The sequence below is a fragment of the Rhodococcus sp. DK176 genome (assembly GCF_038447315.2).
GTDB lineage: Bacteria > Actinomycetota > Actinomycetes > Mycobacteriales > Mycobacteriaceae > Rhodococcus_F > Rhodococcus_F jostii_A.
In genome coordinates, this window is record NZ_CP118321.2 from 3048096 (window position 1) to 3074256 (window position 26161).

Genomic DNA, 26161 nt, shown 5'->3' on the forward strand with positions numbered 1-26161 from the left:
GCGCACGGGTGGCTACGCCACCTTCACCAGCATCTTCCCGACATTTCCGCCGTGCATGAGCTGCAGGAAGGCGTCGACCGAGTTCTCGATGCCGTCGACGACGGTCTCGTCGTGGACCACGTCGCCGGATGCGAGCCACGGTCCCATCTTGGCGGCGAACTCGGGGAAGACGTGCGTGTAGTTGCCGAGGGTGAAGCCCTCGAGGGTGAGCCCCCGGCTGATGATGTTCACCATGTTGTCGGGGCCCGGTGTGCGCTCGGTGGCGTTGTACGCGGAGATGGCGCCGCACAGCGCGGCCCGGCCGCCGTTCCGCATGACGTCGAGTGCGGCCTCGAGGTGGTCGCCGCCGACGTTGTCGAAGTAGACGTCGATGCCGTCGCCCGCGAGTCCGCGGAGTTGCTCACGCACCGGCGCCTGCTTGTAGTCGAAGGCGGCGTCGTATCCGTAACGATCGGTCAGCAGCGCGACCTTCTCCGCGGACCCGGCGGATCCGATGACGCGGGACGCCCCCTCGAGTCGTGCGATCTGCCCGGCGGCCGTCCCCACCGCACCCGCGGCGCCGGAGATGAACACAGAGTCGCCGGCCTTCAGGTGTGCGATGTGGACGAGTCCGACGTACGCCGTGAGCCCGGTCAGTCCGAGAATCCCCAGATAGGCCGAGATCGACACTCCCGGAATCTCGTCGACGACGCGGAATGCCGAGGCGTCACCCTGCGCGAGGTCCCGCCACCCGAGATCGTGGACCACTACCGAGCCGACCGGATGCGTGGCGGCGGTCGATTCGACGACGCGACCGACAGCTCCGCCGGTCATCGTCTCGCCCAGCGCGAACGGCGGGATGTACGACTTCACGTCGTTCATCCGGCCGCGCATGTACGGGTCGACGGAGACGAATTCGTTGGCCACGCGCACCTGGTCGGGCCCGAGGTCGGGCAGCTCGACGGTGGCGGTGCGGAAGTCGTCCTGGGTGGGCCAGCCCACCGGCCGTTTGATCAGCTGAATCTGGGTGCTGGGCGTCATGGTGTTCCTTTCGATACTTCTGAGGTCACAGCGCCAGTCCGAGCGCGAGGAGGATTACCGCGAGCAGCGGAAGTGTTCCCTGCGTGATCGCCGCGCGAGCCTTGTCGGGCGACGACAGCAGGAGCACGAGGGCTGCGAGCAGCATCGATGCCGCGCCGGCGAATACGAGGGCCGCACCGACGGCGGTCGCGCCGATGATCACGGCGACGATGCCGACTGCCGTCACGATCGCCAGGAAGAGGTTGTAGAAGCCCTGGTTGAAGGCAAGCTCCTTGGTGGCGCCGGCTTCTTCGGCACTGGTCCCGAACGTCGCGCGGGTGCGCGGCGAGGTCCAGAGGACGGACTCGAGCACGAAGATGTAGACGTGCAGCGCACTGGCGAGTGCGGCAAGAACAAGACCCGCGGCGACCATACGAAATCCCTCCTCGTTCTGAACTGACCATTTCAATATATACTGAAACGGTCGTTTCACAACCAGGAGTGAGGATCGTCATGCCGCGCACGCAGGATTTCGACACGGTCGAAGTGGTCGGCCGCGCCCGCGACCTGTTCTGGGACAAGGGCTTCGAAGCCACCTCGATACCCGACCTCGAGCGCGTCACCGGATTGAATCGGTCGAGCCTGTACAACGCGTTCACCAGCAAACGCGGGCTCTTCGACGCCGCCGTGCACGACTACCTGGACCGGGTGGTTCGCCCCCGGCTCCGCATCCTGACCGGTGAACCGACCCGCCCCGACGCCGCCGTGCGCTACTACCGCAGCCTTGCAGGCGCCCTCGCGGCCCTCCCCGACGAAACCCCCGGACGCGGCTGCCTACTGCTCAACAGTGCCGCCGGATTCGCCGCGCACGACGACACACAACGGTCCGTCGTCGACGCATACCAGCGCGAACTGTCCGGGGCGCTCAGCCACGCACTCCGGGCCCACGACCCGGACGCGTCGACCGCCACCCTGGCCCACCGCACCCGGCTCCTGACGTCACTGTCCGTCAGCGCGCTCCTACTGTCGCGGGTCAACCGGGACGAGGCCGTCGCGGTCGCGAACACCGCCGTCGAGCAGCTGGAGGAATGGCGGCCCACCTCCTGACGTGAGTGGCAAAGAGTGCCCCGACACGCTTTGCCACTCACGTGCGCTGGTGCCCGCTGACCCAGTCCGCCATGACGTCCGCCAGCGCCTCGGCGCCGCGGTTGCAGTCGTCGGCCTCGGCGAACTCGTCGGGCGAGTGGGACACCCCGGTGGGGTTGCGGACGAACATCATCGCCGTGGGCACCTTCGCGGACAGGATCCCGGCGTCGTGCCCGGCAGCGGTCGGGAGGACGGGAATGTCACCGAGATGGGCGAGTGAGCGGCGCAGCCGTTCCCGGGTGGAGTGCGGGAACTCGACGATCGGCGTCACCGATTCGGCGTCCACCTCGAGACCGATACCGTCGGCGGCCGCGTAGGCCTGTGCCTCGGCGGTGATCTGCTGCACCAGCTTGGTCAACGTCTCCTCGTCGGCGGCCCGCGCGTCCAGCCACGCCCGCACCTCCGACGGAATGGCGTTGGCACCGTTGGGAAGTACTCGCACCTTGCCGAACGTCGCGACCGCCTCGTGCAGCGTCGCGGCGGTTCGGGCCGTATGGACCGAGGAGGCGAAGGCGAGCATGGGGTCGCGACGGTCGACGAGTCGGGTGGCGCCGGCGTGGTTGGCCTCCCCGGAGAACACGAACTGCCACCGGCCGTGCGGCCAGATCGACGACGCCACGGCGATGGGGCTGTCGATCAGGTCGAGGGCGCGCCCCTGCTCGACGTGCAACTCGACGTACACGCCGACGCGGTCGACGAGGTCGGGGTCCTCACCGAGAAGGTGCGGGTCGCGGCCGGCACCGACCAGGGCCTCACCGAGGCTGATGCCGTCGTTGTCCCGCAGCGCAAGGGCGCGTTCGGGTGCCAGTGCCCCTGTGGACAGTTGCGAGCCGACGCACGCGACACCGAACCGCGCGCCCTCCTCGTCGGAGAAGGCAGTGACCGCCACCGGACGGGTTGGAGCGATCCCCCGTTTCCGCACGAGGTCGATCGCGGCGAACGCGGACACCACGCCCAGCGGTCCGTCGTAGGCGCCGCCGTCGGGTACCGAATCGAGGTGCGATCCGGTGACGAAACTGTCGCGGGGGTCGCCGTCCCAGCCGTCGGGCATCCACCACGCCCACAGATTGCCGTTGCGGTCCTCCTCGACGCTCATGCCGCGTGCCTGCGCACAGTCCGAGAACCATTCGCGCAGCGTCATGTCGGCGTCGTTCCACGCGAATCTTCGGTAGCCCCGGGTCGACTTGTGCTGTCCCACATCGAGGATGGTCGCCCACAGCGAATCGAAGGTAGTCATGTTCTCGGTCCTCTACTCATAGTGTCAAGCCGGCAGGCGCTTCGCGCCCGTGTGTGGTTAGCGAGTCCCTGGACTCCTTAACCGCGCACGGGTGGCGGAGCCGCCCTACAGGGTGCCGGGGATCCAGGTGGTTCCGGCGAGGGGCACGCGGGCCATCGCCGACGCCTCGACGGTGAGGGCGACGAGGTCCTCGGGTTCGAGGTTGCGCAGGTGCGACTTGCCGCAGGCGCGGGCGAGGGTCTGCGCCTCCATGGTGAGCACCCGCAAGTAGTTCGCGAGCCGCCGTCCGCCCTCGACGGGGTCGAGGTTCTTCGACAGTTCCGGGTCCTGGGTGGTGATGCCGGCGGGATCCTTGCCGGCCTGGAAGTCGTCGTAGAACCCTGCCGCGGAGCCGAGCTCCTCGTATTGCTTCGCGTAGCGGGGGCTGTTGTCGCCCAGCGCGATCAGGGCTGCGGTGCCGATGGCGACGGCGTCCGCCCCGAGGGCCATCGCCTTCGCGACGTCGGCGCCGCTGCGGATGCCACCGGACACGATGAGCTGCACCTTCCTGTGCACACCCAGTTCCTGCAGCGCCTGGACCGCCTGCGGGATCGCGGCCAGGGTGGGGATGCCGACGTGCTCGATGAACACGTCCTGGGTGGCGGCAGTGCCACCCTGCATGCCGTCGACCACGACGACGTCGGCGCCGGCCTTCACGGCGAGTTTCACGTCGTAGTAGGTGCGGGTGGCGCCGACCTTGATGTAGATCGGCTTCTCCCAGTTGGTGATCTCGCGGAGTTCGATGATCTTGATGGCGAGGTCGTCGGGGCCGGTCCAGTCGGGGTGCCTGCACGCTGACCGCTGATCCACACCCATCGGGAGGGTGCGCATCCCGGCGACACGTTCGGTGATCTTCTGCCCCAGCAGCATTCCGCCACCGCCGGGCTTGGCGCCCTGCCCGAGGACGATCTCGATGGCGTCGGCCTTGCGCAGATCGTCCGGGTTCATCCCGTACCGCGACGGCAGGTACTGGTAGACGAGGTTCTTCGACTGCCCCCGTTCCTCGGGCGTCATGCCGCCGTCACCGGTGGTGGTGGACGTGCCGACCTCGCTGGCGCCGCGGCCGAGCGCTTCCTTCGCCTGCCCGGACAGCGCACCGAAGCTCATGCCGGCGATGGTGATCGGGATGTCGAGGTGCAGCGGGAACTTGGCGTTGCGGTCGCCGAGCACGACGTCGGTGTCGCACTTCTCGCGGTAGCCCTCGAGCGGGTACCGCGACATCGACGCACCGAGGAACAGCAGATCGTCGAAGTGCGGCAGCTTGCGCTTGGCACCCCAGCCGCGGATGTCGTAGATGCCGGTCTCGGCGGCCCGCTGGATCTCGGAGATGACGCCGCGGTCGAACGTCGCCGATTCGCGCAGGGCCGGGTTCGGGGTAGTCATGACGGTTCTCCTAGTACGCGCTGGCGTTGTCGACGTGGAAGTTGTAGAGCTTGCGGGCGGAGCCGTAGCGGGTGAACTCGGACGGGTCGGCGTCGAAACCGGCCTGATCCAGCAGCTCCCGCAGTTCCGTCAGGTGCTCCTCGCGCATCTCCTTCTTGATGCAGTCGGCGCCGAGGGAGGCGACGGTGCCACGCACATAGATGCGGGCCTCGTACAGCGAGTCGCCGAGGGCCTCACCGGCGTCGCCCAGGACGACGAGCCGCCCCGCCTGACCCATGAACGCGGACATGTGGCCGATGTTGCCGCCGACGACGATGTCGACGCCCTTCATCGAGATTCCGCAGCGGGCGGCGGCATTGCCGTCGATCACGAGCAGGCCGCCGTGGGCGGTGGCGCCCGCGGACTGCGACGCGTCACCCTTGACGTGCACCGTCCCCGACATCATGTTCTCGGCGACGCCGACTCCGGCGTTGCCGGTGACGGTCACCGTCGCGTGCTGGTTCATGCCGGCGCAGTAGTAGCCGACGTGTCCGTCGATGGTGACGTCGATGTCGGAGTCGAGGCCGCAGGCCAGTGCGTGCGCGCCCTGCGGGCCGGTGACGGTGACCTTCTTCGGGGCCTCCGGCGAGGTGAGCCGCTCGTTGACGGCACGGGTACTCGACGTCTCGAGGTTCAGGACAGTCGCTTCGGTGGTGGCTACCGGTGCCATACGTACACCTCTTCCGGTTCGGGCTCGAAGATTCGGGCGTTGTCGACGCCGGGCAGGTTCGCCAGGGCGCGGTATTCGGACGCCATCGCGACCCACTGGTCGGTCTCGGCGATGACGGCGGGTTTGCAGGAGATGGCGTCCCGGACCACGGCGAACGAGTCGGCCGTCGAGACGAGCAGGGTGTAGAAACCGTCGAACTTCTCGTTCAGCATCAGCAGCGCCTTCTCCAAGTCGACGCCCTCGGCGAGCTGCCTGGCGACGAACCGCGCCCCGACCTCGGTGTCGTTGGCGCTGTCGAACACGACGCCGTCACGTTCGAGCTGATGCTTGATGCTCATGTGGTTGGAGAACGAGCCGTTGTGGACGAGGCACTGGTCGGGGCCGACGGAGAACGGGTGCGACCCCTCGGCGGTCACCGCGGATTCGGTGGCCATGCGGGTGTGCGCGACACCCTGCCAGCCGCTCGCCGACGGCAGCCCGAACCGGTTCGCCAGGTCGATGGGGTTTCCGACCCCCTTGAGGACGGTCAGGTCGTCGCCGAAGCCGATGACCCGTGCCGACGGCACCACGCTGCGCACGGCCGCCGCGAGATCTGCCGCGCCGACGACGCCGTGCAGGATCGTCGTCGGGTCGAGGTCGATTCCGGTGACGGTGGTGTCGAGTGACGCCGACAGCGTTGCGGCGAGTTCCGTTGCGGGGACGGGGCAGTCGAGTAGCGAGACCGTCGACTCACCGACCGGCGACCAGGTCCGGTCGCCGTAGATCGCCATGCCTGCGGAATCGGGTCCGCGGTCGCACATCTGACCGAGCATGTCGGTGAGCAGGGCGCCGAGTTGTGGGTAGAGGGACGGCTCACGCAGGTGAAGTCCGACGATTCCACACATGGATGTCTCCTTTCGGGAGGTCGTTCAGAACGCTGTCAGGTAGTGGTCGAGTTCCCAGGGGGAGACGGTGTTGTGCCAGGCGAAGAACTCCTCGCGCTTGAGTTTCGCGAAGTACTCGGCGACCCCGGGGCCTGCGATGTCCAGGGCGCCCGTGACGACCGGATCCGATTCCAGGGCGTCCATCGCGTGCAGCAGCGTCATCGGCAGCATGTCGCTGGGACTGTCGCCGGAGCCGGGGGTGCCGGGGTCGAGATCCCGTTCGATGCCGTCGAGGCCGGCGGCGATGGCGGCGGCCGCGGCGAGGTAGGGGTTGGCCGAGCCGTCGCCGCCGCGCAGTTCCACCCGGTTCCTGTCCGGAACCCGGAGGTAGTGGGTGCGGTCGTTGCCGCCGTACGTGGCGTAGCGCGGCGACCAGGTGGCACCGCTGCTGGTGGACGTGGCCCCGGTGCGTTTGTACGAGTTGACGGTCGGCGCGATCACTCCCTGCAGCGCGCACGCGTGCTCGAGGATTCCCGCGATGAACGCGTACGCCGTCCTCGACAGTCCCAGCCCCTTGGGATCGTCGCCGTCCGGGAACACCGAACCGGCGTCGTTCCACAGCGACAGGTGCAGGTGCATGCCGGAACCGGTGCGATCGGAGAAGGGTTTGGGCATGAACGTGGCTTTCATGCCACGCTTCTCGGCGATCACCGACAGCAGGTACCGGGCGGTGATCACCCGGTCGGCGGTGGTCAGGGCGTCGGCGTAGTCGAAGTTCTGCTCGAACTGCCCGTTGCCGTCCTCGTGGTCGTTGGCATAGTTGCCCCACCCGAGCGCGTTCATGGCCGCGGACACCTCGGTCAGATGGTCGTACATCCGGGTGACGTCGCGGGCGTCGTAACACGGCTGACGGCTGACGTCGGCCGTGTCCGCGGTGGTGAGGGCGCCGTCCCCGGTGCGGTGGACGAGGAAGTACTCGATCTCCGCGCCGACGTTGACGGACAAGCCGAGATCGGACGCCTTCCTCAGCGTCTCCTTCAGGATCACCCGCGGCGCATACGGCCAGGGCTTTCCCTCCACGTGCGGGTCGCAGTGCACGATCGCCAATCCGGGCTTCACGAACGGGATCGGCGTGAACGACGAGACATCGGGCACGGCAACGAGATCGGAGTCCTTGGGCTCCTGCCCCATGTGCCCGGCCGCGTACCCGGCGAAGCCCACGCCGTCGTCCTGAAGCTGCTCGACGGCCTCGATCGGGACCAGTTTGGCGCACGGCTTGCCGGACAGCGTCACGAACAGGGCGAGAATGAAGGTGGTTCCGGTGGCCCGGGCCACCTCGGACAAGGTCTGCGGTGGGGTGGTCACGATGTTCTGCGCGGTGAACGCGTCGGCAGTGTCGACAGCCATGGGTAGCTCCTGAACTGGTGGTCTACGGGTGAGGGGGTCTGTGGGTCAGCGCATCTCGCCGGCGCCCTCGTACGGGTGCAGGCTGAACAGGAGGTCGCCCTCCTCGAAGCGTGAGTAGCGGAAGTCGGACGGCTCGACGTTCGGGAGGCCGGTCTTGCCGTCGTCGAGCAGCATGTCGGCGACCAGGCGGCCGACCGCCGGCGAGATCTTGAAACCGTGACCGGAGAACCCGGTGGCCAGGAACAGTCCGTCGACCGGTGCGGGCCCGATAATGGGGTTGTAGTCGGGCGTCACGTCGTACGCGCCGACGTAGCTCGAGGTGATCCGCGGGTCGGGCATGTCGGGCAGACGGTTCCCGAGCTTGCCGATGTTCTTCTCGATGGTGCTGTCGTCCGCGCGGTTGCTGTACTTGTCGGGGTCGATGTACTCGGGCGCGGCGTGGTCGCTGTTGCCGACCAGCAGTTCGCCGTTCGGCTCGCGGCAGATGTACTGCAGGCCGGCCAGGTCCGACAGCACCGGCACCTCCGGCGTCGGAACACCCTGATCGATCAGGACGAGTTGTGCCCGTTGGGCTTTGACCGGGATGTCGACACCGACGCCGGCGCCGAGTTCGGGGGCCCACGGACCGGTCGCGAGGATCACCTGCTCCGCGTGCACTTCGTCGCCGTTGGCGAGCGTCACCCCGTAGACGCGGCCGTCCGCGTTCTGCAGCAGCGATGCCACCGGCGTGCTCTGACGGATTCTGACGCCCAGCTTGCGGGCCGATGCACCGAACGCCATGCCCGCCATGTACGCCTCACCGCGGCCACCGAGGGGCTCGTACGCGAAGGCGGCGAAGTCGTCGAGGTGCAGCCCCGGCCACAGTTCGGCCATCGTGTCGTGGCCGATGTAGTCGACGTCGATACCGAGGCCCTGCATCATCGCGACGTTCGCCTTCAGCGGGTCGATGTTGTTCTCGCCGACGCCGACGACATACCCGCACTGCCGGAACGCCATGTCGTCGCCGAAGATCTCGGTGGCCCTGGTGAAGATGTCGACGCCGTACCACGACATCGCCGCCAGCGACGGCGTCCCGTAGTGGCACCGGACCACGCCACTGGACTTTCCGGTCATGCCCGAGCACAGGGTGTCACGCTCGAGGACCAGCACATCGGTCTCGCCGCGGTCCGCAAGCGACCAGGCGATGGCGAGACCTTCGAGTCCCCCACCGACGATCACGAACTTTACTGTCTGTGTCACGTTGCTTCCTTCATTCGGCCGGATGTTCGGGCGCTGCGGCTTGGGTAGCGGTTCGTTTCACCTCATGAATCGCTGTTGTTCATTATGAAACAGTTCCACTATGTCGATCGTGTTACAGCAACGTTGTTGGTGCATCACCAAATCCCGCCACTCATATGCGCTTTGAACATCGATCACTGTGCTGATCTGCATGTTTTCAGCACCGCCGCATTGATTTACGTCATCGAAATATGCCTTGTGGTTTCCTGTTGCTACTCCTCGTTTCATACCGAGGAGGTTGCGAACTCAGTCCCCACGCCTTCAGGGAGATCCCATGACCACGACCGACAAGCCCACCGCCGTCCCGTTCCGCGTCACCGCCGGATTCCACGAGAACCTGCCTCAGATGCCGGTCTCGGAGTACCCGGGCACCAAGGGATACATCGACGACGTCTTCGCCAACCCGGACGGATCGGAGATGTCGGCCGGCTACTTCGAACTCCAGCGCACCGACGCCCCGCTCGACTACTACTACGCCTACGACGAGATGAAGGTCGTCCTCGAAGGGGAGTTCACCCTCGAGAACCTCGACACCGGCCAGGTCGAGGTGGCGAAGGCGAAGGACGCGATCTTCTTCCCCAAGGGTTCGCGTATCCGCTTCACCACCCCCGACCGCGCGCTGGCCTACTTCGTCGGCCACCGTTCCTTCGCTCCCTGATCCGCGATGGCGGTATCGATGAGGTCGACCAGCGTCCCCCGGTGGCGATCCGACTACTCGGCCGTCGACGACCTCGCAGCGGGCGCTCTCGTCACCCGCTACGTACTGGTCGCGGAGCGTTCGGTCAGCGCGCAGGTCCTCCGCGCGCTGTCCGAGCGCGTGGCGCCCGTTCCCACTCGCACGGTGATCGTCGACGACGCGGCCGGATCCGGGTTCGGCGGTCTCGGCGAACTGCTGTCCGAGGCGCGCATCGGGTGGCGGTTCGTCGTGGCGGGCCCCGAGCACATGGTGGGGGCGGTGCGTTCTCGGCTGATCTCCGCGGGCGCGTTGCCCGCCGAGATCGCCGCGATGCCCCACCCCGACGCCCCGGTGCGCGACGTGTTCTGCGCGCACTGCCACACCACGTCGTCCTCGGTGCCGGTAGCCATCGGCGGCCGCGCGCCGTGCGGCGGTTGTTCCGCCGAACTCACCGTCTACTACCACTACTCCCGGCGCCACAGCGCCTACCTGGGATATCGAGCCGACTCGGAGGAACTTCCATGACCACGGCACTCGAAACAGTTGCGGGCGAGAGCATCACCGGAGGGCTCACTCTGACAGTGCGCGAGGCACGGCTGCTGTGCCCGGGCATCCGGCACATCGTGCTCGCGGACCCGGCGGGCCGCACCCTGCCGTCGTTCACCCCGGGCAGCCACATCGCCGTCACCTGGGCCGAGGGTCGGCACAATTCCTACTCGCTCACCGGCCCCTCGATCGAGCCGGACCACTACGCGATCTCGGTCCGGCTCGACGAGAACGGCCACGGCGGTTCGCGCTGGCTCCACGACCTCCAGCCGGATCAGCGCATCCGCGTGAGCCTTCCGCGCAGCGCATTCGCTCCCGCGCTCACTGCGCGGCACCACCTCCTGATCGCGGGTGGAATCGGCGTCACGCCGATCCTGTCGCACGTCCGGGCGGCCCTCGAGTGGGGTCGTTCGTTCGAAGTGATCTACTCCTTTCGCGATCAACTGGGAGCGCACGCCGACGAGTTGGCGGCGCTGTGCGGCGACCGGTTGGTCACCGTCTCGGCGCCCGAAGAACTCGCGGACCGCCTCATTCCCACACTGGCGGACCAGCCACTCGGCACCCACATCTACACGTGCGGGCCCGCGCCGATGATCGCGGCGGTGGCCGAGTGGGCCCGCGACTGCGGCTGGCCGCCGGGGCGCGTGCACTCGGAGGCGTTCGGTGCGGGCCCGCTGCCCGAGGGTGCGCCCTTCGCCGCCACGCTCGGGCGCACCAAAATGATCGTTCCCGTGCCGTCGGGGACCACCCTCCTCGAGGCGTTGCTGGACAAGGGAATCAACGTCCCGAACCTCTGCCGGCAGGGTGTGTGCGGCGAATGCCGGCTGTCGGTCCGCGGCGGCGAGATCGAACACCGCGACCTGTTCCTCACCGACGAGGAGAAGGCCTGCGGAGATTCGATCATGCCGTGCGTATCACGTTCCGCAGGAGACCGATTGGAGCTGGATCTGTGACAACCACCGAATCGCGTGCCGACCACATCATGCGCTTTCCCTTCCCCTTTCCCCGCGACCAGTACCGTTACAGCACCAACGTCGAGCCGGCCGGACACTCGACCGACACCGTGGCCGGCAGCTGGGGTGACACCCGCATCGCCATCGACGCCCACTACCACCGGGAACTCGCCGAACGCGAGCGCATCCTGGCGGAGGATCCGTCGCGGCACCAATGCCTGCCCCACATGGTCCCCGCCGCCTGGGACGCGATGCTCACGCTGATGCGCACCCTCGCCGACGAATACCCCGACACCGTGACCCTCGAGCGGCGCGAAGACGGGTGGTTTTGGAAGAACGACCTTCTCGGCATCGAGCACACCTTCGTGTTCGGCGACCTCGACACGTTGCCGGCGCCGCCGCTGGTGTACATCTGCGGCCAGATCCAGGAAGACGTCGTGCTCCTCGACCAGCGCGAGGGCGCGTTGTGGGGCGACGCCGGACTGGTGACCTTCGCGGCCGACTGGTCATTCGGATTCGACGTGGGCATGAGCTTCCTCGAGATCCACGGCCCCGTCCCGCGTATTCACAGCGAGAAGATCATCACCCGCGCACACAACTTCCTGATGCGGCTCGAGCCCGGCCAGAGCTACCGGCGCACCAACTGGACATTGACCGTCGACGGCAAACTCGACACATCGACCGAGACCTACCCCGAGTGGGGGATGGACCGGCGCACCCTCGCCGACGGCCCGCTCGACGAGGTCGGGGACCGCCTGTTCCTGAGAACCGAAGTGCAGCATCTCATCCGGCTCGCTCACTCGGGCGCCGTCATGTTCCTGATCCGGACGTATCTGCTTCCGTTCCGGGACGTCGCGACCGTTCCGGAATGGGGCGAACGACTGTACCGGGTGCTCGAGGATCTTCCGGTGGACATGGCGGAATACAAGGGCATCAGTCGTACCCGGGAACCCGGCATGAGATGGCTGCTGAACCACGGGAGTGTGGAACCGTGACGCTCACCGACGGGCGGCGGCGGGCAGCGCCCCACAGCGATCAGGTGGCTCTCGACCTCGTTCTCGCGACGGTCTCCGTGATCGCCCGCGACGGCCTGCGTGGGCTGACGATGCAGGCCGTCGCCCGGGAGGCCGGCGTCTCGGACGAGGCCGTCCTGCGCAGCGCCGGGTCGACGGACGCCCTCCTCGACGCCGCGCTCCGCTACGCACTCGACAAGAGCGCGAGCGTCTTCGCCGACATCGCCGCCGGCTCGTCGCTCGACAACTTCGTCGAGCACCTCACCGACCTCGTCGCCCGCGACCCCGACCTCCAGGTCTTCCAGTACGAGCTGATGCTCGAGTCCCGGCGGACCCCGCGCCTCGACCCGCACGTGAAACTGCTGTACGCCACGTACATCGAGGCGACGTCGCAGGCACTGACCCGGCTGGGCATCACCGCCGACGAAGACCTGACCCTGCTGGTGTACTCGGCGATCGAGGGATTCATCATGCACCAGCTCGTCGCGAAGGATCGTCCCGCGACCGAGCGCGCGATCGAGCGGCTACGCCGAATCCTGTCGACCGCGAGGTAGTCCCCGCACGTGAGTGGCAAAGTGTGCCCCGGCACGCTTTGCCACTCACGTGCGGGCGAGGATCTTCGCCACCACGACCGACGCTTGCCCGGACAGCCGCACCGATCCCCGCTCGACGAGGAGGCAGTCGCCCGGCTCGACGGGACCGAGGTCCGTCGTGAGCCGCCCACCGAGGACCAGGACGAGGACGGCCAGCCGCCCGTCGGCTGTCACGTCCTGCGCCGCTCCGATGTCGACGATGTCCACGGACGCCGCGGTGGTGGACCTGTGGACCATGACGTTGAACGCCTCGGTCGGACCTTCCGCCACGCAGTCGGGGCTGCGCTCACCGGCGAAGGCCGTCGGACTCAGGCGCGGAATCAGGGTGGGGACGCCGCCGAAGTCGAGTGACACGGGATGGTCGCCGATCACCGTGAATATCCGATCGATGTCGGGAAACGGCGAGAACGTCGAGCTCGCCTCGAGCGTCGCGACGCTGAAACGCCACCGCGACGCGGCACCGGCGGCGATCTCCGCAGTGGTGCCCGCGCCGTTGGCCCACGGGATGGTCCGGCGATCCGAGCGCCGGACGATGTGGGCCTCGCGACCTGTGGTCACTCCTTCTCCTTACCTAGCAAGTCCACTGTCACGATACTGTTTTTCACAAAACGATACGCAGGCGCACACCGAATTCCGTTACGTAGTTGTCACGCGGCGAACTATTTCCGCAATCTCCGCTTTGGTTCACTGTCACTAGACATTGATTCCCAAAGGCGGACACTACAGGTGTCACGCCATCTTCGATCAAGGTGGACGACTATGAACGAAGCAGTCGCTGCGGCCGATACCGCCTGGATTCTGGCGGCCTTCACGGCAGTGAGCCTCATGGTGCCCGGTCTGGCCATGTTCTACGGCGGAATGGTCAGCGTGCGCAACACCCTCAACATGGCCATGATGACGTTCGGCGCGTTCGCCGTCGTCGGCGTCCTGTGGATCGTGTTCGGCTACTCCGCCGTGCTGGGTAACTCCCTCGGCGGTCTCGGCGTCCTGGGCGACCCCCTCGAGTACTTCGGCTCCAGCTCGCTGCTGGAGGCCCCCGCCGAACCCGGACTCCCGCCCGCGCTGGTCTCCGGATTCCAGCTGTTGTTCGCCGGCATCACCGTCGCGCTCATCTCCGGAGCGCTGGCCGACCGGATGAAGTTCGGTGCCTGGATGGTGTTCGCCGGACTGTGGGCCACGTTCGTCTACTTCCCCGTCGCCCACTGGGTGTTCGCGTTCGACTCCGAGGACGGGTCGGTGATCGGTGGATGGATCGCAAACACGCTCGGCGCCGTCGACTTCGCCGGCGGCACGGCCGTGCATATCAATGCCGGCGTGGCCGCTCTCGCGGTCGTCCTGGTCCTCGGGGCGCGCAAGACATTCCCCGTCTCGCCGCGCCCGCACAGCCTTCCCCTGACCATGCTCGGCGCGGGGATCCTGTTCTTCGGTTGGTTCGGGTTCAACGGTGGCTCGGCTCTGTCCGCCGGAAACAGTGCATCCGTCGTCATCCTCAACACGGTCGCCGCGTCGTGCGCCGGTATCTGCGCCTGGCTCGTCGTCGAGAAACTGCGCGAAGGCCACGCCACGTCGCTGGGCGCCGCGTCGGGTCTGATTGCGGCGCTGGTCGCCATCACGCCGGCCTGTGGGGCCGTCTCACCCCTCGGCGCGCTCGTCGTGGGAGGCGCGGCCGGCGCGGTCTGCTGCTTCGCGGTCTCCTGGAAGTACCGGCTCGGCTATGACGACGCACTCGACGTCGTCGGCGTGCACCTGGTCGGCGGCATCCTCGGTACCGTTCTGATCGGTTTCCTCGCAGATCCGGCTGCTCCCAGCGGCGCCGCGGGACTCTTCTACGGCGGTGGCGTCGACGTCCTGTGGCGCCAATGTGTCGCCGTGGCAGCCGTTCTCGCGTACTCCTTCGTCGTCACGCTCGTGATCGTCCTCGCACTGAAGAAATTCATGGGCATTCGCGCCGACCAGGACAGCGAATACGACGGCCTCGACGTGTCCGTCCACGGCGAGACGGCCTACGTACTCGATGCCGTCGGCCTCACCGGCGCCTCCAAGCACGGCGCCGACGCGGTTCTCGGCGCAGAAGCGATCACGACCAGGGCTGCGGACCCTGCCAAGGCCTGATTCCGCGCCCGACACAGACAATGGCCCTGCCCCGCAGCACTCAGCGGGGCAGGGCCACTGGTGTGCCCAGCTAGGTCAGGCTCTGAGCCAGACTCCGAAGCCTCGCGCTGTAATTGTTCGGCTGAGCGGACAGGAACTGACTCAGCACGATCGTGTCGAACTCCTCCATGGCGGCCGAATCTGCGGTAATCGCGGCATGATTCGCCACTTCGTGCTCCAGAAGTTCGACCGACTCACGCCACCCGCGGATCGCGGGTCTTCCGAGTTCCATCTGCGGCTCGAATCTCAGCGGTTCACCGAGTGTGCTCCCGAGAATTTCCTGCAAGTGCTCCTCGAGACTTCGGCGCGCAAGCCGGATGATCAGCTGAGATTGCCCTTCGTGCCACTGCATGGTGGCGGAGCGTCCCGGCTGCAGAATCGACGCGACCGACATGGTCGAATCGAACTCCTCTGCGCCAGAAGTAATTCGGGCCGTACCCGACAGCGGGATCTGAACGACGTAGAAGTCGCCGAGATCATCCGAGTTCATTCGCGCATCGGTGCCGTAGTCGAAATAGTAGACACCGATCGTGCCCGCGGTGGCCAGGTGAACCGGCTCGAGGCGGTCGAAGGGCAGCGCGGACTGGACGTCGGACGCTATCTGCACTGTCGCTATCACCGTAACCACGACCTTTCGAACCAACCGCCACTCTACGCCCGGTGTGGAGGCGGAGGAAGGTCGAAATCCCGATACCGCCGTCAGTCCTCGTGGTGATCGGGGTAGGCAGTGACGGCGAGAAAGCGGATGGGCAACCGCACGAGATCGTTGGGACCGTGCAGACCTTCACCGTCGAGAAGCAGCGAATCTCCTGGTCGCAGCGTGTACTCGGCCTCGCCGTGCCCGTAGACCATGACGCCTTCGAGCATGTAGAGCAGTTCGGTGCCGGCATGCTGGAACAGCGGAAACGTCTCGCTGGAGTCGGTGAGCGTGACCAGCACCGGCTCGAGTCGTTTGTGCTGCCCACGCAGTGCGCCGAGCAGTTCGTAGTGGTGGCCCACCCGGGTGCCTCGCCCGACGATGACCGCACCGTGGCCCGCCTCGACGTACACGGCGTCGCGGGCGGTGTCGGCGCCCCGGAACAGAGAGGTGACGGGCACGTCGAGTCCGGCCGCCAGACGCGCCAGCGTCGACAGACTGCAGGAGGTCTGCGAGTTCTCGATCTTGGACAGCATGGCCTTCGAGATTCCGACCTTGGCCGCCATGTCTCCGACGGAGAGTCCACTGGCTTTGCGGAGCGACCGCACCTGCCTGGCGATCACCTTTTCGAGATCGGGCCCGGTGGGCGTATCGGACGGCACCTCACGCTCGACGGGGGCGGGGTCTCCCGTGTCGCGGTGGACCTCGGTCTCGGGTCGAGTGGTCACGTCCGCATCGTAGCAGCGCCGTTTACTGTCAGGAAACCGCGACTCACCACGCCGGACGGCGAATCGGTGCGCATACGAGCAACAACCGTGCGCTTGCGTGCAAGACGGCGCCGCGCCCGCGCCCGCATGCTTGTGACAGCCATCACAACACCACCGGGAGAGTTGACGCTATGACCGCAGTACACGAGAACGTCAGTGCCACAGGGCTTCCTGATGGAGCCGCTACGCAGCTGTTCATCGGCGGACAGTGGCGCCCGGCGTCGGACGGCGGAACGTTCACGGATCTGAACCCGGCCACCGGCAAGCCGCTCGTCGACGTGTCCGCCGGAACCGCGCAGGACATCGACGACGCGGTCCGCGCCGCCCGCACCCAGCTGAACGGTGAATGGGGATCGCTGCCCGGTGCCGCCCGCGGACGGATCCTGAACAAGGTCGCCGATCTCATCGAACGCGACGGCGAGATCCTGGCCCGGCTCGAGGCCCTCGACGTCGGCAAGCCCGTCGGCCAGCCCACCATGCTCGATATCCCGATGGCCGCGGGCACGTTCCGGCACTTCGCCGGCTGGGCCGACAAGATCACCGGCCAGTCCATCCCCACCGCCGGCTACTTCGGCCAGCCCACCCACTCGTACACCGTCCGTGAACCGGTCGGCGTGATCGGCGCGATCGTCCCGTGGAACACCCCACTGATGATCTCCGCGTGGAAGATCGCCCCGGCGCTGGCCGCCGGAAACACCCTGGTGGTCAAGCCGCCGGAGGACGCACCGCTGTCGATCCTGCACCTCGCGACGCTGCTGGAAGAGGCCGGACTGCCCGCAGGCACCGTCAACATCGTGCCCGGCCTCGGCGAGGTCGCCGGCGACGCGCTCGCCGGCCACCCCGGCGTCGACAAGATCAGCTTCACCGGCAGCCCCCGCGTCGGCCGGATCATCGCCAAGCGCGCCGCCGACACGTTCAAGCGCACCACCCTCGAACTCGGCGGCAAGTCCCCGCAGATCATCCTCCCCGACGCCGACCTCGAGGCCGCCATCAACGGCACGGCGATGGGACTGTTCTTCAACCAGGGCGAGGTGTGTGCCGCGGGCACCCGCATCCTGGTGCACCGGTCGCTGTACTCGCAGGTGGTCGACGGTCTCGCCGCCGCCGCGTCCGCACAGGTCCTCGGCGACCCGTTCGACCCGGCCACCACGATGGGCGCCCTGGTCAACGCGAAGCAGCGCGACACCGTCCTCGGCTACATCGAGGCCGGACGCAGCGAGGGCGCCCGGGTCGTCGCCGGCGGTGGCCGCCCGGACGGGGACGGATTCTTCGTCCAGCCGACCATCTTCGCGGACGCGAACAACGACATGAAGATCGCCCGGGAAGAGATCTTCGGACCCGTCGGCACCGTCATCGCGTTCGACACCACCGACGAGGCGATCGCGATCGCCAACGCCACCGACTACGGGCTCGCCGCCTCCATCTGGACCCGCGACGTCTCCCACGCCCACACCCTCGCCGGCAAGGTCCGCGCCGGGGCGGTCGCGGTGAACGGCTGGGCACCCATCGACCCGGCCCTGCCTTGGGGCGGCATGAAGACCAGCGGCACCGGCCGCGAACTCGGCTGGGCCGGAATCGAAGCCAACACCGAGGAGAAGGTCGTCACGATCATCCTCTGATCGCCCACAGCATCGACGTCGTCGGACAGGAGCAGGACCTATGAAGACCCAGGCCGCAGTGTTGTGGGAGCCCGGTCAGCCGTGGCAGATCGAAGAACTGGAACTCGACCCGCCGAAGCACGGTGAAGTGCTTCTGCAGTTGGCGGCGTCGGGAATGTGCCACTCGGACGAACATGTCCGTGACGGCAGCCTGCCGCTCGAGTACTACCCGTTCATCGGTGGCCACGAGGGCGCCGGCGTCGTGCTCGAGGTCGGGCCCGGTGTCACCAGCGTCGAGAAGGGCGATCACGTCGCCCTCGGATTCATCCCCGCGTGCGGCCGATGTCGGCAGTGCGCGACCGGCCAGTCCAGCATCTGCGACCTGGGAGCCCACCTGCTCGAGGGCTGGCAGATCTCGGACGGCACGGCCCGGCACCACGTTCGCGGCAAGGACGCCGCCATCCAGTGCCTGATCGGGACGTTCTCGCCGTACACGGTGGTCAACGAGGCTTCGTGCGTCAAGATCACGAAGGACATCCCCCTCGACAAGGCGGCGCTGGTCGGCTGCGGCGTCACCACCGGCTGGGGGTCGTCGGTGTATGCGGCCGGCGTCCAGGCCGGTGAGACCGTCGTCGTGATCGGCATGGGCGGCGTCGGGTGCGGTGCGGTTCAGGGTGCTGCGCTCGCCGGGGCCCGGCACGTGGTGGTCGTCGACCCGGCGGAATTCAAGCGGGAGCAGGCCAAGATCTTCGGCGCGACCCACACCGCGGCGAGCATCGACGAGGCGCTCCCCCTCCTCCAGGATCTGACGTGGGGCCAGCTCGCCGACAAGGTGCTCATCACCGTCGCGAATGCGAGTGGCCGCATCATCGCCCCGGCGATGAGCCTGGTGGCCAAGGGCGGCACCTGCGTCCACGTGTCGGTCGGCGACGTCACGCAGAACGACGTCGATCTGAACCTGTTCGATCTGACGGCGATGCGCAAGACCCTCAAGGGGGCGTGGTTCGGCAACGCGAACATCCGGTTCGACATCCCTCATCTGCTGCGCCTGTATATGGAGGGTCAGCTGAAGCTAGACGAGATGATCACGAGGACATACACACTCGATCAGATAAACGACGGCTACGAGGCGATGCGGAAGGCCGAGAACGTCCGCGGCGTCATCATGTATTCGTAGATCGGCACAGTCGGGAGCGGTGGGGCGCTGCACGCCTCTCCGCTCCCGGCATGGTTCCCTGTCCCCATGCCGTACGTGTTCCTGATTGCCGCGATTGCCGCCGGTCTCGTCGTCTCGGGAGTGGTCGTTCTCAATCTCGGCGGAGCACATTGATACCGTGGTCGCATGATCGCTGGTGGGGCAGGTACGCGTCGTGCCTAAGCTCGTGGATCACGACGAGCGTCGGCGCAGCATCACCGCCGCCGCCTGGCGGTTGATCGCCGCTCGCGGTATCGAGGCTGCCAACATGCGCGACATCGCCACCGAGGCCGGATACACCAACGGCGCCCTGAGCCACTACTTCGCCGGCAAGGACGAGATCCTCCGTACCTCGTACGAGCACATCTCCGAGGCCACCGACCGCCGGATCGCCGAGGCGCTCGGCGACGCGACCGGCCTCGACGCACTGCGCATCCTCTGCCGCGAAGTGATGCCGATCAACGAGGAGCAACTCCTCGAGGCCCGGATCGCCGCCTCGCTGTGGCCGCGGGCCATGTACGACGAGCAGATGGCCGCGACCAACCGCCGCACCATGGACAATTGGCGTGAGCAGATGGCGATCTTCCTCGAGCAGGCGCGCGAGGAGGGCTCTGTCGGCGACATCGACGTCACTATCGTGGTCGAGCAACTCCTGAACATGATGATGGGCATGCAGATTCTGGGTGTCCTCACGCCGGGCGAAACGTCGTCGGAGCGTCAGCTGGAGATGCTCGAGCAGTTCGTCGCCGCACTCTGATCTTTCCGTCGCCCGGCCAAAGCCGTTGCCGCGGAATCCGATAGAACATCTTTTTTGACCGAACGGTCAGTATGTTCGGGCGTGAAACTCACTGTTTACACGAGGGCACCTCGGCTGTAACGTACGTCACTAAGCTTTTTATTCAACACCCGTAGAACCAAAGGATCGCGACATGCCCACCCTTTCCCCTGCGCGTATCGACCACCCGCTGTCGCTGCCGACCGTCGAAGAAATCGCCTCCCTCCGCGAGATCCTCGAGGCCGCCGACGCGCTGACCGAGCAGACGAGATTCGTCTACGTCGGCCTCGAGGAACCGGACAAGTCGGCGCTGTACACGGCGGAGACCCCCGAGACCGATCGCCGATTCCGCGTTCTGCTGCACGACATCTCGTCGCCGAACGCGGTGGACGTCGTGGTGTCCGTGACTCAGCGGTCGGTGATCAGCTCGGTGACCCTCGACGCCGCCCGCGACGGTCAGATGCCCGTCCTGGACGAGGAGTTCGAGCTCGTCGAACAGGTGCTGGCCGCCGACGAACGCTGGCTCGCCGCGCTCGCCGCCCGCGGACTCGACGTCGCCGACGTCCGGGTCGCTCCCCTCTCGGCCGGCGTCTTCGACTACCCCGGCGAGACGGGCACGCGGATCCTCCGGGGGCTCGCGTTCCGCCAGGACCACCCGAAGGACCACGCCTGGGCCCACCCGATCGACGGGCTCGTCGGATTCGTCGACGTGATGAACCGGACCGTCACCGACGTTCTCGACCTCGGCGCCGTCCCGATCCCCGAGGAGTCGGGCAACTTCGACGACGTCACCGTCACCGGCCCCCTGCGCACCACCCAGAAGCCCATCGAGATCACCCAGCCCGAGGGACCGAGCTTCGTCGTCGACGGCAACCACGTCGACTGGGAGAAGTGGTCGTTCCGCGTCGGCTTCGACGCCCGCGAAGGTCTCGTCCTCCACCAGCTCGGATTCGCCGACGGCGACCGGGTCCGCCCCATCATCCACCGCGCGTCCATCGCCGAGATGGTGGTGCCCTACGGCGACCCTTCGCCGGTCCGGTCGTGGCAGAACTACTTCGACACCGGCGAGTACATGGTGGGCCGGTACGCGAACGCCCTCGAACTCGGCTGCGACTGCGTCGGTGACATCACCTACTTCGACGCCGTCATCGCCGACGAGTTCGGCACCCCCAAGACGCTGAAGAACGCCGTGTGCATGCACGAGGAGGACTTCGGCGTGCTGTGGAAGCACACCGACCTGTGGGCCGGCTCCGCCGAGACCCGCCGCCAGCGCCGTCTCGTCATCTCCTTCTTCACCACGATCGGCAACTACGACTACGGGTTCTTCTGGTACCTCTACCTCGACGGCACCATCGAATTCGAGGTCAAGGCCACCGGCATCGTCTTCACGTCGGGTCACCCGGGCGGCGACTACCCGTACGCCTCGGAGATCGCTCCCGGCCTCGGCGCCCCGTACCACCAGCACCTGTTCAGCGCCCGCCTCGACATGATGATCGACGGCGACCGCAACTCCGTCGAGGAGGTGCAGACCAAGCGGGTGAAGATGGGCCCCGGGAACCTGCACGGCAACGCGTTCACCCTCGAGCGCACGCCGCTGACGAAGGAATCCGAGGCGCAGCGCCTCGCGGACAACAGCGTCGGGCGCGTGTGGCACATCAGCAACCCGAACAAGCTGAACCGTCTGGGCAAGCCGGTGGCGTACGCACTCCACCCGGATGGTCAGCCGATCCTGCTGGCCGACGACGACTCCTCGATCGCGGCGCGGGCGACGTTCGCCACCAAGCACCTGTGGGTCACCCGGTTCGACGAGAAGGAGCGTTACGCGGCAGGGGATTTCGTGAACCAGCACGCGGGTGGCGCCGGACTGCCGAGTTTCGTGGCCGGCGACCGTGATCTGGAGAACGAGGACGTCGTCGTCTGGCACACGTTCGGCCTCACTCACTTCCCGCGGCCGGAGGACTGGCCGATCATGCCCGTCGACTACACCGGATTCACGTTGAAGCCCAACGGCTTCTTCGACCGCAACCCCGCACTCGACGTTCCCCGCACCGTGTCGAAGCACTGCTCGACCGGTGGCGGCAGCTGCCACGCGGACGGGGGATCGGATGTCTGACACCACCACGGGTTCGGGAGCCGGCAAGTTACGCGGATCCATCGGCGTCGTCGGGATCGTCTTCCTCGTCATCGCCGCGGCGGCGCCGCTGACCGCGATCGGCGGCGCTCTGCCCGTCATGATCGCGATCGGCAACGGCGCGGGCGCCCCGACCGCCTACCTCATCGCCGCACTGGTCCTGCTCGTCTTCAGCGTCGGATATGCGGCGATGAGCAGCCACATGGTCGACACCGGCGCGTTCTACGCCTACGTCGCCAAGGGGCTGGGCGAATCGTGTGGGCTCGGCGCGGCCGGCCTCGCTCTGCTGACCTACACCGCCATCCAGGCCGCCGTATACGGTCTGGCCGCCGCTACGATTCAGGGCCTGGTGGTCCAGTACGGCGGACCCGACCTGCCGTGGTGGATGTGGGCGCTGGTACTCATCGCTCTCGTGGCCGTGCTCGGATACCGCAGCATCGACCTCGGCGCCAAGGTCCTGGGGGTGCTCCTCGTGCTCGAGATCGGCATCATCCTCGCGCTGTCCTTCGGCGTGCTGGTGCGGGGCGGGGCCGCGGGTATCGACTTCGCGTCGTTCACCCCGACGTCGTTCTTCAGCGGATCTCCCGGTGTCGCATTGATGTTCGCAATCGCGTCGTTCATCGGCTTCGAGGCGACCGCGATCTACGGCGAGGAGGCCCGCAACCCCCGGCGCACGATTCCGATCGCGACGTACGCCGCCGTGATCGTCATCGGACTGGTGTATGCGCTGGCGAGCTGGGCGGTGGTGCTCGCGTTCGGCAGCGACAACGTCTCGGCGGCGGCCGCCGCCGACCCTGCCGGGCTGACGTTCGCCGCTGCCGCGCAGTTCCTGGGCGGACCCGCGGCCGATGTCATGGCGATCATGCTTGTGACCAGCCTGTTCGCCGCGCTCCTGGCCTTCCACAACGCCATCTCCCGGTACGTGTTCGCCCTCGCCCGCAAGGGCGCGGCACCGCGCGCACTGTCCCGCACCCACGCCAAGCACGGTTCCCCGCATATCGGCTCGGTCGCCCAGACGATCTCCGCGACGGTGGTCGTGGGGGTGTTCGCGCTCGTCGGCGCGGACCCGGTGCTGGAACTGTTCACCTGGATGGCGGGTCTGGCCACCGTGAGCATCCTGGTGCTGATGGTGCTCACCAGCGTCGCGATCATCGCGTTCTTCGCCCGCACCCGGCTGGATACCCGGCTCTGGCACACTCGCATCGCTCCGGTGCTCGGATGCGTGGGCCTGGTGGCCGTCACCGGGTTGGTGCTTGACAACTTCACCACGCTGATCGGCGGGTCGGAACTGCTCGCAGACATCCTGCTGGCCGTGATCGCTCTGTTCTTCGTCGCCGGACTGGTCGTCGCCCGGGTCACCCGGCAGAGCCGGGCGGATGTCGGGCAGCGTCGCGAACTCACCCCCACGATCTGAGTCCGGCGATGTTCGAGATCCCTGCCGTGCACGCGGCGATGCTCGTCGGAGCGGTCGGCGCGATCGTGCCGATGTGGCGGGCACACGGCACGGACTGCCGGGTGCGCATCGCGCACGGCGCGATGGCGGTGTCCATGGTCGCGATGATGATCCCCGGCGTGCCGGCGGGGATTCACCTGCTGGGGGGTGCCGTCCTCATCGCCCTCGCCGTGTTCGTCACCGGTGAGACCATGCACCGCCGGACCGCCGTGCCCTGCGCGGTGGACCTCACCGCCATGGGGGTGCTGCTGCTCCTGGCCCCGACGTCCGCTCCCGCCCCGGCGGCGTCGGCGCCGGTGCCGTCGGGCCACCACCACGGTGGCGCTGGATTCTCGACGGGCTTGCTCCCACTCCTCGTGCTCGTGTGCTGGGCACTGTTGACACTGCATCTCTTTCGCTCCACCCCGCGCCGCGAGCGCCGGTCCGGCGTCAGGACCGCGGCGGCGGGATCCGCACTGATGATCCTGGGCATGGCCCCCATGGCCGTCTGACCGCTCTCGCAAAAAAGCAACCTGGAGGAACCGATGAGTTACGCCGATGCCGTCTACATCCACGGCAAGGTCTTCACCGTCGACGCGAATTTCACGATCACCACCGCCCTCGCGGTGCGTGACGGACTCGTCCACGCGGTGGGCAGCGATGCAGAGATCGAAACCCTGATCGGACCGGACACCGTGGTCACGGACCTCGGGGGGAAGACGATCCTCCCGGGTATCAACGACTCGCACCTGCACGCCATCGCCTACGGGCTCGACACCCCGCCGCTGTCGCTGGACGTGTCGTTTCCTGCTGTCCGGTCGATCGCGGACGTCCGTGAACTCGTGCGGGAGGCCGCCGCTGCGGCCGAGGACGGCGAGTGGATCATCGGAACCGGCTGGGACGACGGGTATCTCGACGAGTGCCTCGCCGAGGCCGGTCGGACGCCGAACCGTTGGGATCTCGACGAGGTGTCCCCGAACAATCCCGTGTTCCTGCAGGACTTCTCGCGGCACACGTCGTGGGTGAACAGCGCGGCGCTGGCGCTCGCCGGGGTGGACGAGACCACGCCGCTCCCGCCAGGCAGCCTCATGCCCGTCGGCGAGGACGGCCTGCTGACCGGCATCGTCATGGAGGGTGCGCAGGCCCTCGTGCAGCGTGTTCTCCCGGCCCTCACCCGGGAGCGCCGGGAGGAGGCACTCCGCTCGGCGATCTCGATCCTGCAGAGCGAGGGCATCACCAGCTTCACCGATCCCGCGATCGGCCCCGGCGGCGAGGCCCTCGCCGGTGGGGCGATGGGCGCCGAGGGTCTCGCGGTGTACGCCGATCTCGCCATCCGCGGAGAACTGGGCGCCCGCGTCAACCTTCTCCTCCTGCCCACCGGAATGTCCGGATCTGCAGAGGATTTCGGACAGAACCTCGCGAACATCGACGTTCCGGAATCGGTGGACCCGAAAATGTTCCGGGTTCTCGGGGTGAAGGTGTTCGCCGACGGCATCCCGCCGAGCAAGACCGCGTGGATGCACGAGGAGTACATCGGCGGCGGCTGCGGCTCCCTCTGCGTCGGCGGCGACACCGACGAGCGTCAGGTGTACGAGGTGACCGAGATGGTCCGCATCGGCCACGAGGCCGGCTACCAGATCGGTGTGCACGTCACCGGTGACCGTGCCATCGACACCGTCGCCGACGCGATCATCGCCGCGCAGAACGCGCACCCCCGCGAGGATGCCCGGCACTACCTGATCCACGGCGACTTCATCAGCGAAGCTACCCTGAAGCGACTGGCCGAGAACGGCATCGGCGTCAACATGAACCCTACGATCAAGTGGACGATCGCCGACCTGGAGGTCGGGGTGGTCGGGACCGAACGAGCCGCCTACGAATGGCCGTATCGCAGCGCCGTCGAATCCGGGGTGCACCTGATGAGCAGTTCCGATGCACCGGTCACACCGCCCGATTGGCGTCAGGGCATCTCGACGATGATCCTGCGCGAGAGCAAGGCCAGCGGTGCGGTGAGCGGGCCCGACCAGTGCATCGGCCTCGCCGACGCCGTCCGCACCTACACGATCAACGCGGCCTGGCAGGACTTCGCCGAGGACTGGAAGGGATCCCTCGAGGCCGGCAAGGTGGCCGACCTGTGCATCCTCGACGGCGACCTCGAGACCATCGACCCGCACGACATCCCGGCAATGCAGGTCGTCGCCACCGTGCTGGGTGGGGAGGTCGTGTTCCAGCGCGTCGCCGAAAGCGTCGCGTAAAGCCTCTATCGATACGTCAGAACTGCCGGTTCGCCGCTCGGTCGGCGAACCGGCAGTTCTGCGTCCTACCCCATCTGCCGGTTCACTGAGCCCATGCTGCCTCCGCGATCCAGTACTCGCTTCCGTCGGCGCTGATTCCGCGTTGCCAGTCGGTGGTCCGTCTCAGGTTCGGTTCGACGCGCGCGGTGGCCGCGTCGGCGCCGTCCGGTCCGTCCTCGCGGGTCTGCCAGTGGACCCAGTTCACTTCGTTGCCGTCCTCGTCGTGCACGAAGAGGTCGACGTGGTGCCACCCGTAGCGGTGGGTGTCGGCGTAACAGGTCAGGAATGTTCGGTGATGATGCGAATAGTCCACGAGGTACCTCCGGGGCCGCGGTGGTG

Annotated in this window: 26 protein-coding genes; 14 read left to right on the forward strand and 12 right to left on the reverse strand. The window is 67.4% G+C overall.

All coding sequences use genetic code 11. The features are described from left to right. Positions 1-12: 12 nt before the first annotated feature. Together PSR88_RS14415 and PSR88_RS14420 are read right to left on the reverse strand one after the other, a co-directional pair. Positions 13-1020, reverse strand: coding sequence for an NADP-dependent oxidoreductase (locus tag PSR88_RS14415; protein WP_016882284.1), 1008 nt, complete (start codon positions 1018-1020; stop codon positions 13-15). A 25-nt stretch (positions 1021-1045) separates the two neighbouring features. After that, positions 1046-1432, reverse strand: a complete 387-nt coding sequence (locus PSR88_RS14420) for a DUF1304 domain-containing protein (protein ID WP_016882283.1) — start codon at positions 1430-1432, stop codon at positions 1046-1048. A gap of 80 nt (positions 1433-1512) precedes the next feature. Between PSR88_RS14420 and PSR88_RS14425 the strand changes: the two genes are divergently transcribed. Beyond that, complete coding sequence (locus tag PSR88_RS14425) at positions 1513-2106, forward strand: TetR/AcrR family transcriptional regulator (RefSeq protein WP_009475591.1); 594 nt, start codon at positions 1513-1515, stop codon at positions 2104-2106. Positions 2107-2143: 37 nt separating this feature from the next. Here PSR88_RS14425 and PSR88_RS14430 read toward each other — a convergent pair whose 3' ends face one another. The 6 genes from PSR88_RS14430 to PSR88_RS14455 form a co-directional block, all read right to left on the reverse strand. After that, positions 2144-3382: an allantoate amidohydrolase gene (locus PSR88_RS14430; protein WP_016882282.1), complete on the reverse strand. Its 1239-nt coding sequence runs from the start codon at positions 3380-3382 to the stop codon at positions 2144-2146. A 105-nt stretch (positions 3383-3487) separates the two neighbouring features. Further along, positions 3488-4804, reverse strand: a complete 1317-nt coding sequence (locus PSR88_RS14435) for an FMN-binding glutamate synthase family protein (protein ID WP_009475593.1) — start codon at positions 4802-4804, stop codon at positions 3488-3490. Positions 4805-4814: 10 nt separating this feature from the next. Continuing rightward, positions 4815-5513, reverse strand: a complete 699-nt coding sequence (locus PSR88_RS14440) for a protein glxC (protein WP_009475594.1) — start codon at positions 5511-5513, stop codon at positions 4815-4817. After that, the gene (locus PSR88_RS14445) at positions 5501-6397 is read right to left on the reverse strand and encodes a class II glutamine amidotransferase (protein ID WP_016882281.1); all 897 of its coding nucleotides are present in this window, start codon (positions 6395-6397) and stop codon (positions 5501-5503) included. Before PSR88_RS14445 ends, PSR88_RS14440 begins: the two co-directional genes overlap by 13 nt. A 24-nt stretch (positions 6398-6421) precedes the next feature. Further along, positions 6422-7783, reverse strand: coding sequence for a type III glutamate--ammonia ligase (gene glnT / locus PSR88_RS14450; protein WP_016882280.1), 1362 nt, complete (start codon positions 7781-7783; stop codon positions 6422-6424). 45 nt (positions 7784-7828) lie between these two features. Next, positions 7829-9022, reverse strand: a complete 1194-nt coding sequence (locus tag PSR88_RS14455) for an NAD(P)/FAD-dependent oxidoreductase (protein WP_011595516.1) — start codon at positions 9020-9022, stop codon at positions 7829-7831. A 313-nt stretch (positions 9023-9335) separates the two neighbouring features. Between PSR88_RS14455 and PSR88_RS14460 the strand changes: the two genes are divergently transcribed. The 5 genes from PSR88_RS14460 to PSR88_RS14480 are packed head-to-tail and all read left to right on the forward strand — an operon-like array spanning position 9336 to position 12803. Continuing rightward, positions 9336-9719, forward strand: a complete 384-nt coding sequence (locus PSR88_RS14460) for a cupin domain-containing protein (RefSeq protein WP_009475598.1) — start codon at positions 9336-9338, stop codon at positions 9717-9719. A gap of 6 nt (positions 9720-9725) precedes the next feature. Continuing rightward, positions 9726-10262 (forward strand): dimethylamine monooxygenase subunit DmmA family protein, encoded by a 537-nt coding sequence (locus PSR88_RS14465; RefSeq protein ID WP_011595517.1) that lies wholly within the window; start codon positions 9726-9728, stop codon positions 10260-10262. Continuing rightward, positions 10259-11236: a PDR/VanB family oxidoreductase gene (locus tag PSR88_RS14470; protein ID WP_016882279.1), complete on the forward strand. Its 978-nt coding sequence runs from the start codon at positions 10259-10261 to the stop codon at positions 11234-11236. Before PSR88_RS14465 ends, PSR88_RS14470 begins: the two co-directional genes overlap by 4 nt. Continuing rightward, a complete protein-coding gene (locus tag PSR88_RS14475; protein ID WP_016882278.1) occupies positions 11233-12231 on the forward strand; it encodes a heme-dependent oxidative N-demethylase family protein in 999 nt (332 codons plus the stop codon). Before PSR88_RS14470 ends, PSR88_RS14475 begins: the two co-directional genes overlap by 4 nt. Beyond that, on the forward strand, positions 12228-12803 hold the full coding sequence (locus PSR88_RS14480) for a TetR/AcrR family transcriptional regulator (protein WP_016882277.1): 576 nt from the start codon (positions 12228-12230) through the stop codon (positions 12801-12803). Before PSR88_RS14475 ends, PSR88_RS14480 begins: the two co-directional genes overlap by 4 nt. A 45-nt stretch (positions 12804-12848) precedes the next feature. Here PSR88_RS14480 and PSR88_RS14485 read toward each other — a convergent pair whose 3' ends face one another. After that, the gene (locus PSR88_RS14485) at positions 12849-13400 is read right to left on the reverse strand and encodes a HutD family protein (RefSeq protein WP_016882276.1); all 552 of its coding nucleotides are present in this window, start codon (positions 13398-13400) and stop codon (positions 12849-12851) included. 201 nt (positions 13401-13601) lie between these two features. Here PSR88_RS14485 and PSR88_RS14490 point away from each other — a divergent pair, with 201 nt between their 5' ends. Beyond that, positions 13602-14954 (forward strand): ammonium transporter, encoded by a 1353-nt coding sequence (locus PSR88_RS14490; RefSeq protein WP_011595522.1) that lies wholly within the window; start codon positions 13602-13604, stop codon positions 14952-14954. A 70-nt stretch (positions 14955-15024) separates the two neighbouring features. Here the strand turns inward: PSR88_RS14490 and PSR88_RS14495 are convergent, their stop codons facing one another. Next, positions 15025-15600, reverse strand: coding sequence for a cupin domain-containing protein (locus tag PSR88_RS14495; RefSeq protein ID WP_009475605.1), 576 nt, complete (start codon positions 15598-15600; stop codon positions 15025-15027). A gap of 92 nt (positions 15601-15692) precedes the next feature. Then, positions 15693-16358, reverse strand: a complete 666-nt coding sequence (locus PSR88_RS14500) for a helix-turn-helix domain-containing protein (RefSeq protein ID WP_005255983.1) — start codon at positions 16356-16358, stop codon at positions 15693-15695. A gap of 170 nt (positions 16359-16528) precedes the next feature. Between PSR88_RS14500 and styD the strand changes: the two genes are divergently transcribed. The 7 genes from styD (at position 16529) to PSR88_RS14535 (ending at position 25783) form a co-directional block, all read left to right on the forward strand. Further along, positions 16529-18016 carry a phenylacetaldehyde dehydrogenase StyD gene (styD, locus tag PSR88_RS14505; protein WP_016882275.1) on the forward strand — a complete coding sequence of 496 codons (1488 nt, stop codon included), beginning with the start codon at positions 16529-16531 and terminating at the stop codon, positions 18014-18016. 40 nt (positions 18017-18056) lie between these two features. Further along, entirely contained in the window at positions 18057-19172 is a 1116-nt protein-coding gene (locus PSR88_RS14510) for an NDMA-dependent alcohol dehydrogenase (RefSeq protein ID WP_011595525.1), read from the forward strand. A gap of 205 nt (positions 19173-19377) precedes the next feature. Next, positions 19378-19947, forward strand: coding sequence for a TetR/AcrR family transcriptional regulator (locus PSR88_RS14515; RefSeq protein WP_029539077.1), 570 nt, complete (start codon positions 19378-19380; stop codon positions 19945-19947). Positions 19948-20119: 172 nt separating this feature from the next. After that, the gene (locus PSR88_RS14520; RefSeq protein ID WP_011595527.1) at positions 20120-22078 is read left to right on the forward strand and encodes a primary-amine oxidase; all 1959 of its coding nucleotides are present in this window, start codon (positions 20120-20122) and stop codon (positions 22076-22078) included. Further along, the gene (locus PSR88_RS14525) at positions 22071-23510 is read left to right on the forward strand and encodes an APC family permease (RefSeq protein WP_009475612.1); all 1440 of its coding nucleotides are present in this window, start codon (positions 22071-22073) and stop codon (positions 23508-23510) included. Before PSR88_RS14520 ends, PSR88_RS14525 begins: the two co-directional genes overlap by 8 nt. 8 nt (positions 23511-23518) lie before the next feature. Then, complete coding sequence (locus PSR88_RS14530; RefSeq protein ID WP_016882272.1) at positions 23519-24040, forward strand: DUF5134 domain-containing protein; 522 nt, start codon at positions 23519-23521, stop codon at positions 24038-24040. Positions 24041-24073: 33 nt separating this feature from the next. After that, positions 24074-25783, forward strand: coding sequence for an amidohydrolase (locus PSR88_RS14535; RefSeq protein WP_011595528.1), 1710 nt, complete (start codon positions 24074-24076; stop codon positions 25781-25783). An 82-nt stretch (positions 25784-25865) separates the two neighbouring features. Here PSR88_RS14535 and PSR88_RS14540 read toward each other — a convergent pair whose 3' ends face one another. After that, entirely contained in the window at positions 25866-26135 is a 270-nt protein-coding gene (locus tag PSR88_RS14540; RefSeq protein WP_005250812.1) for a hypothetical protein, read from the reverse strand. Between the last annotated feature and the right edge of the window lie 26 nt (positions 26136-26161).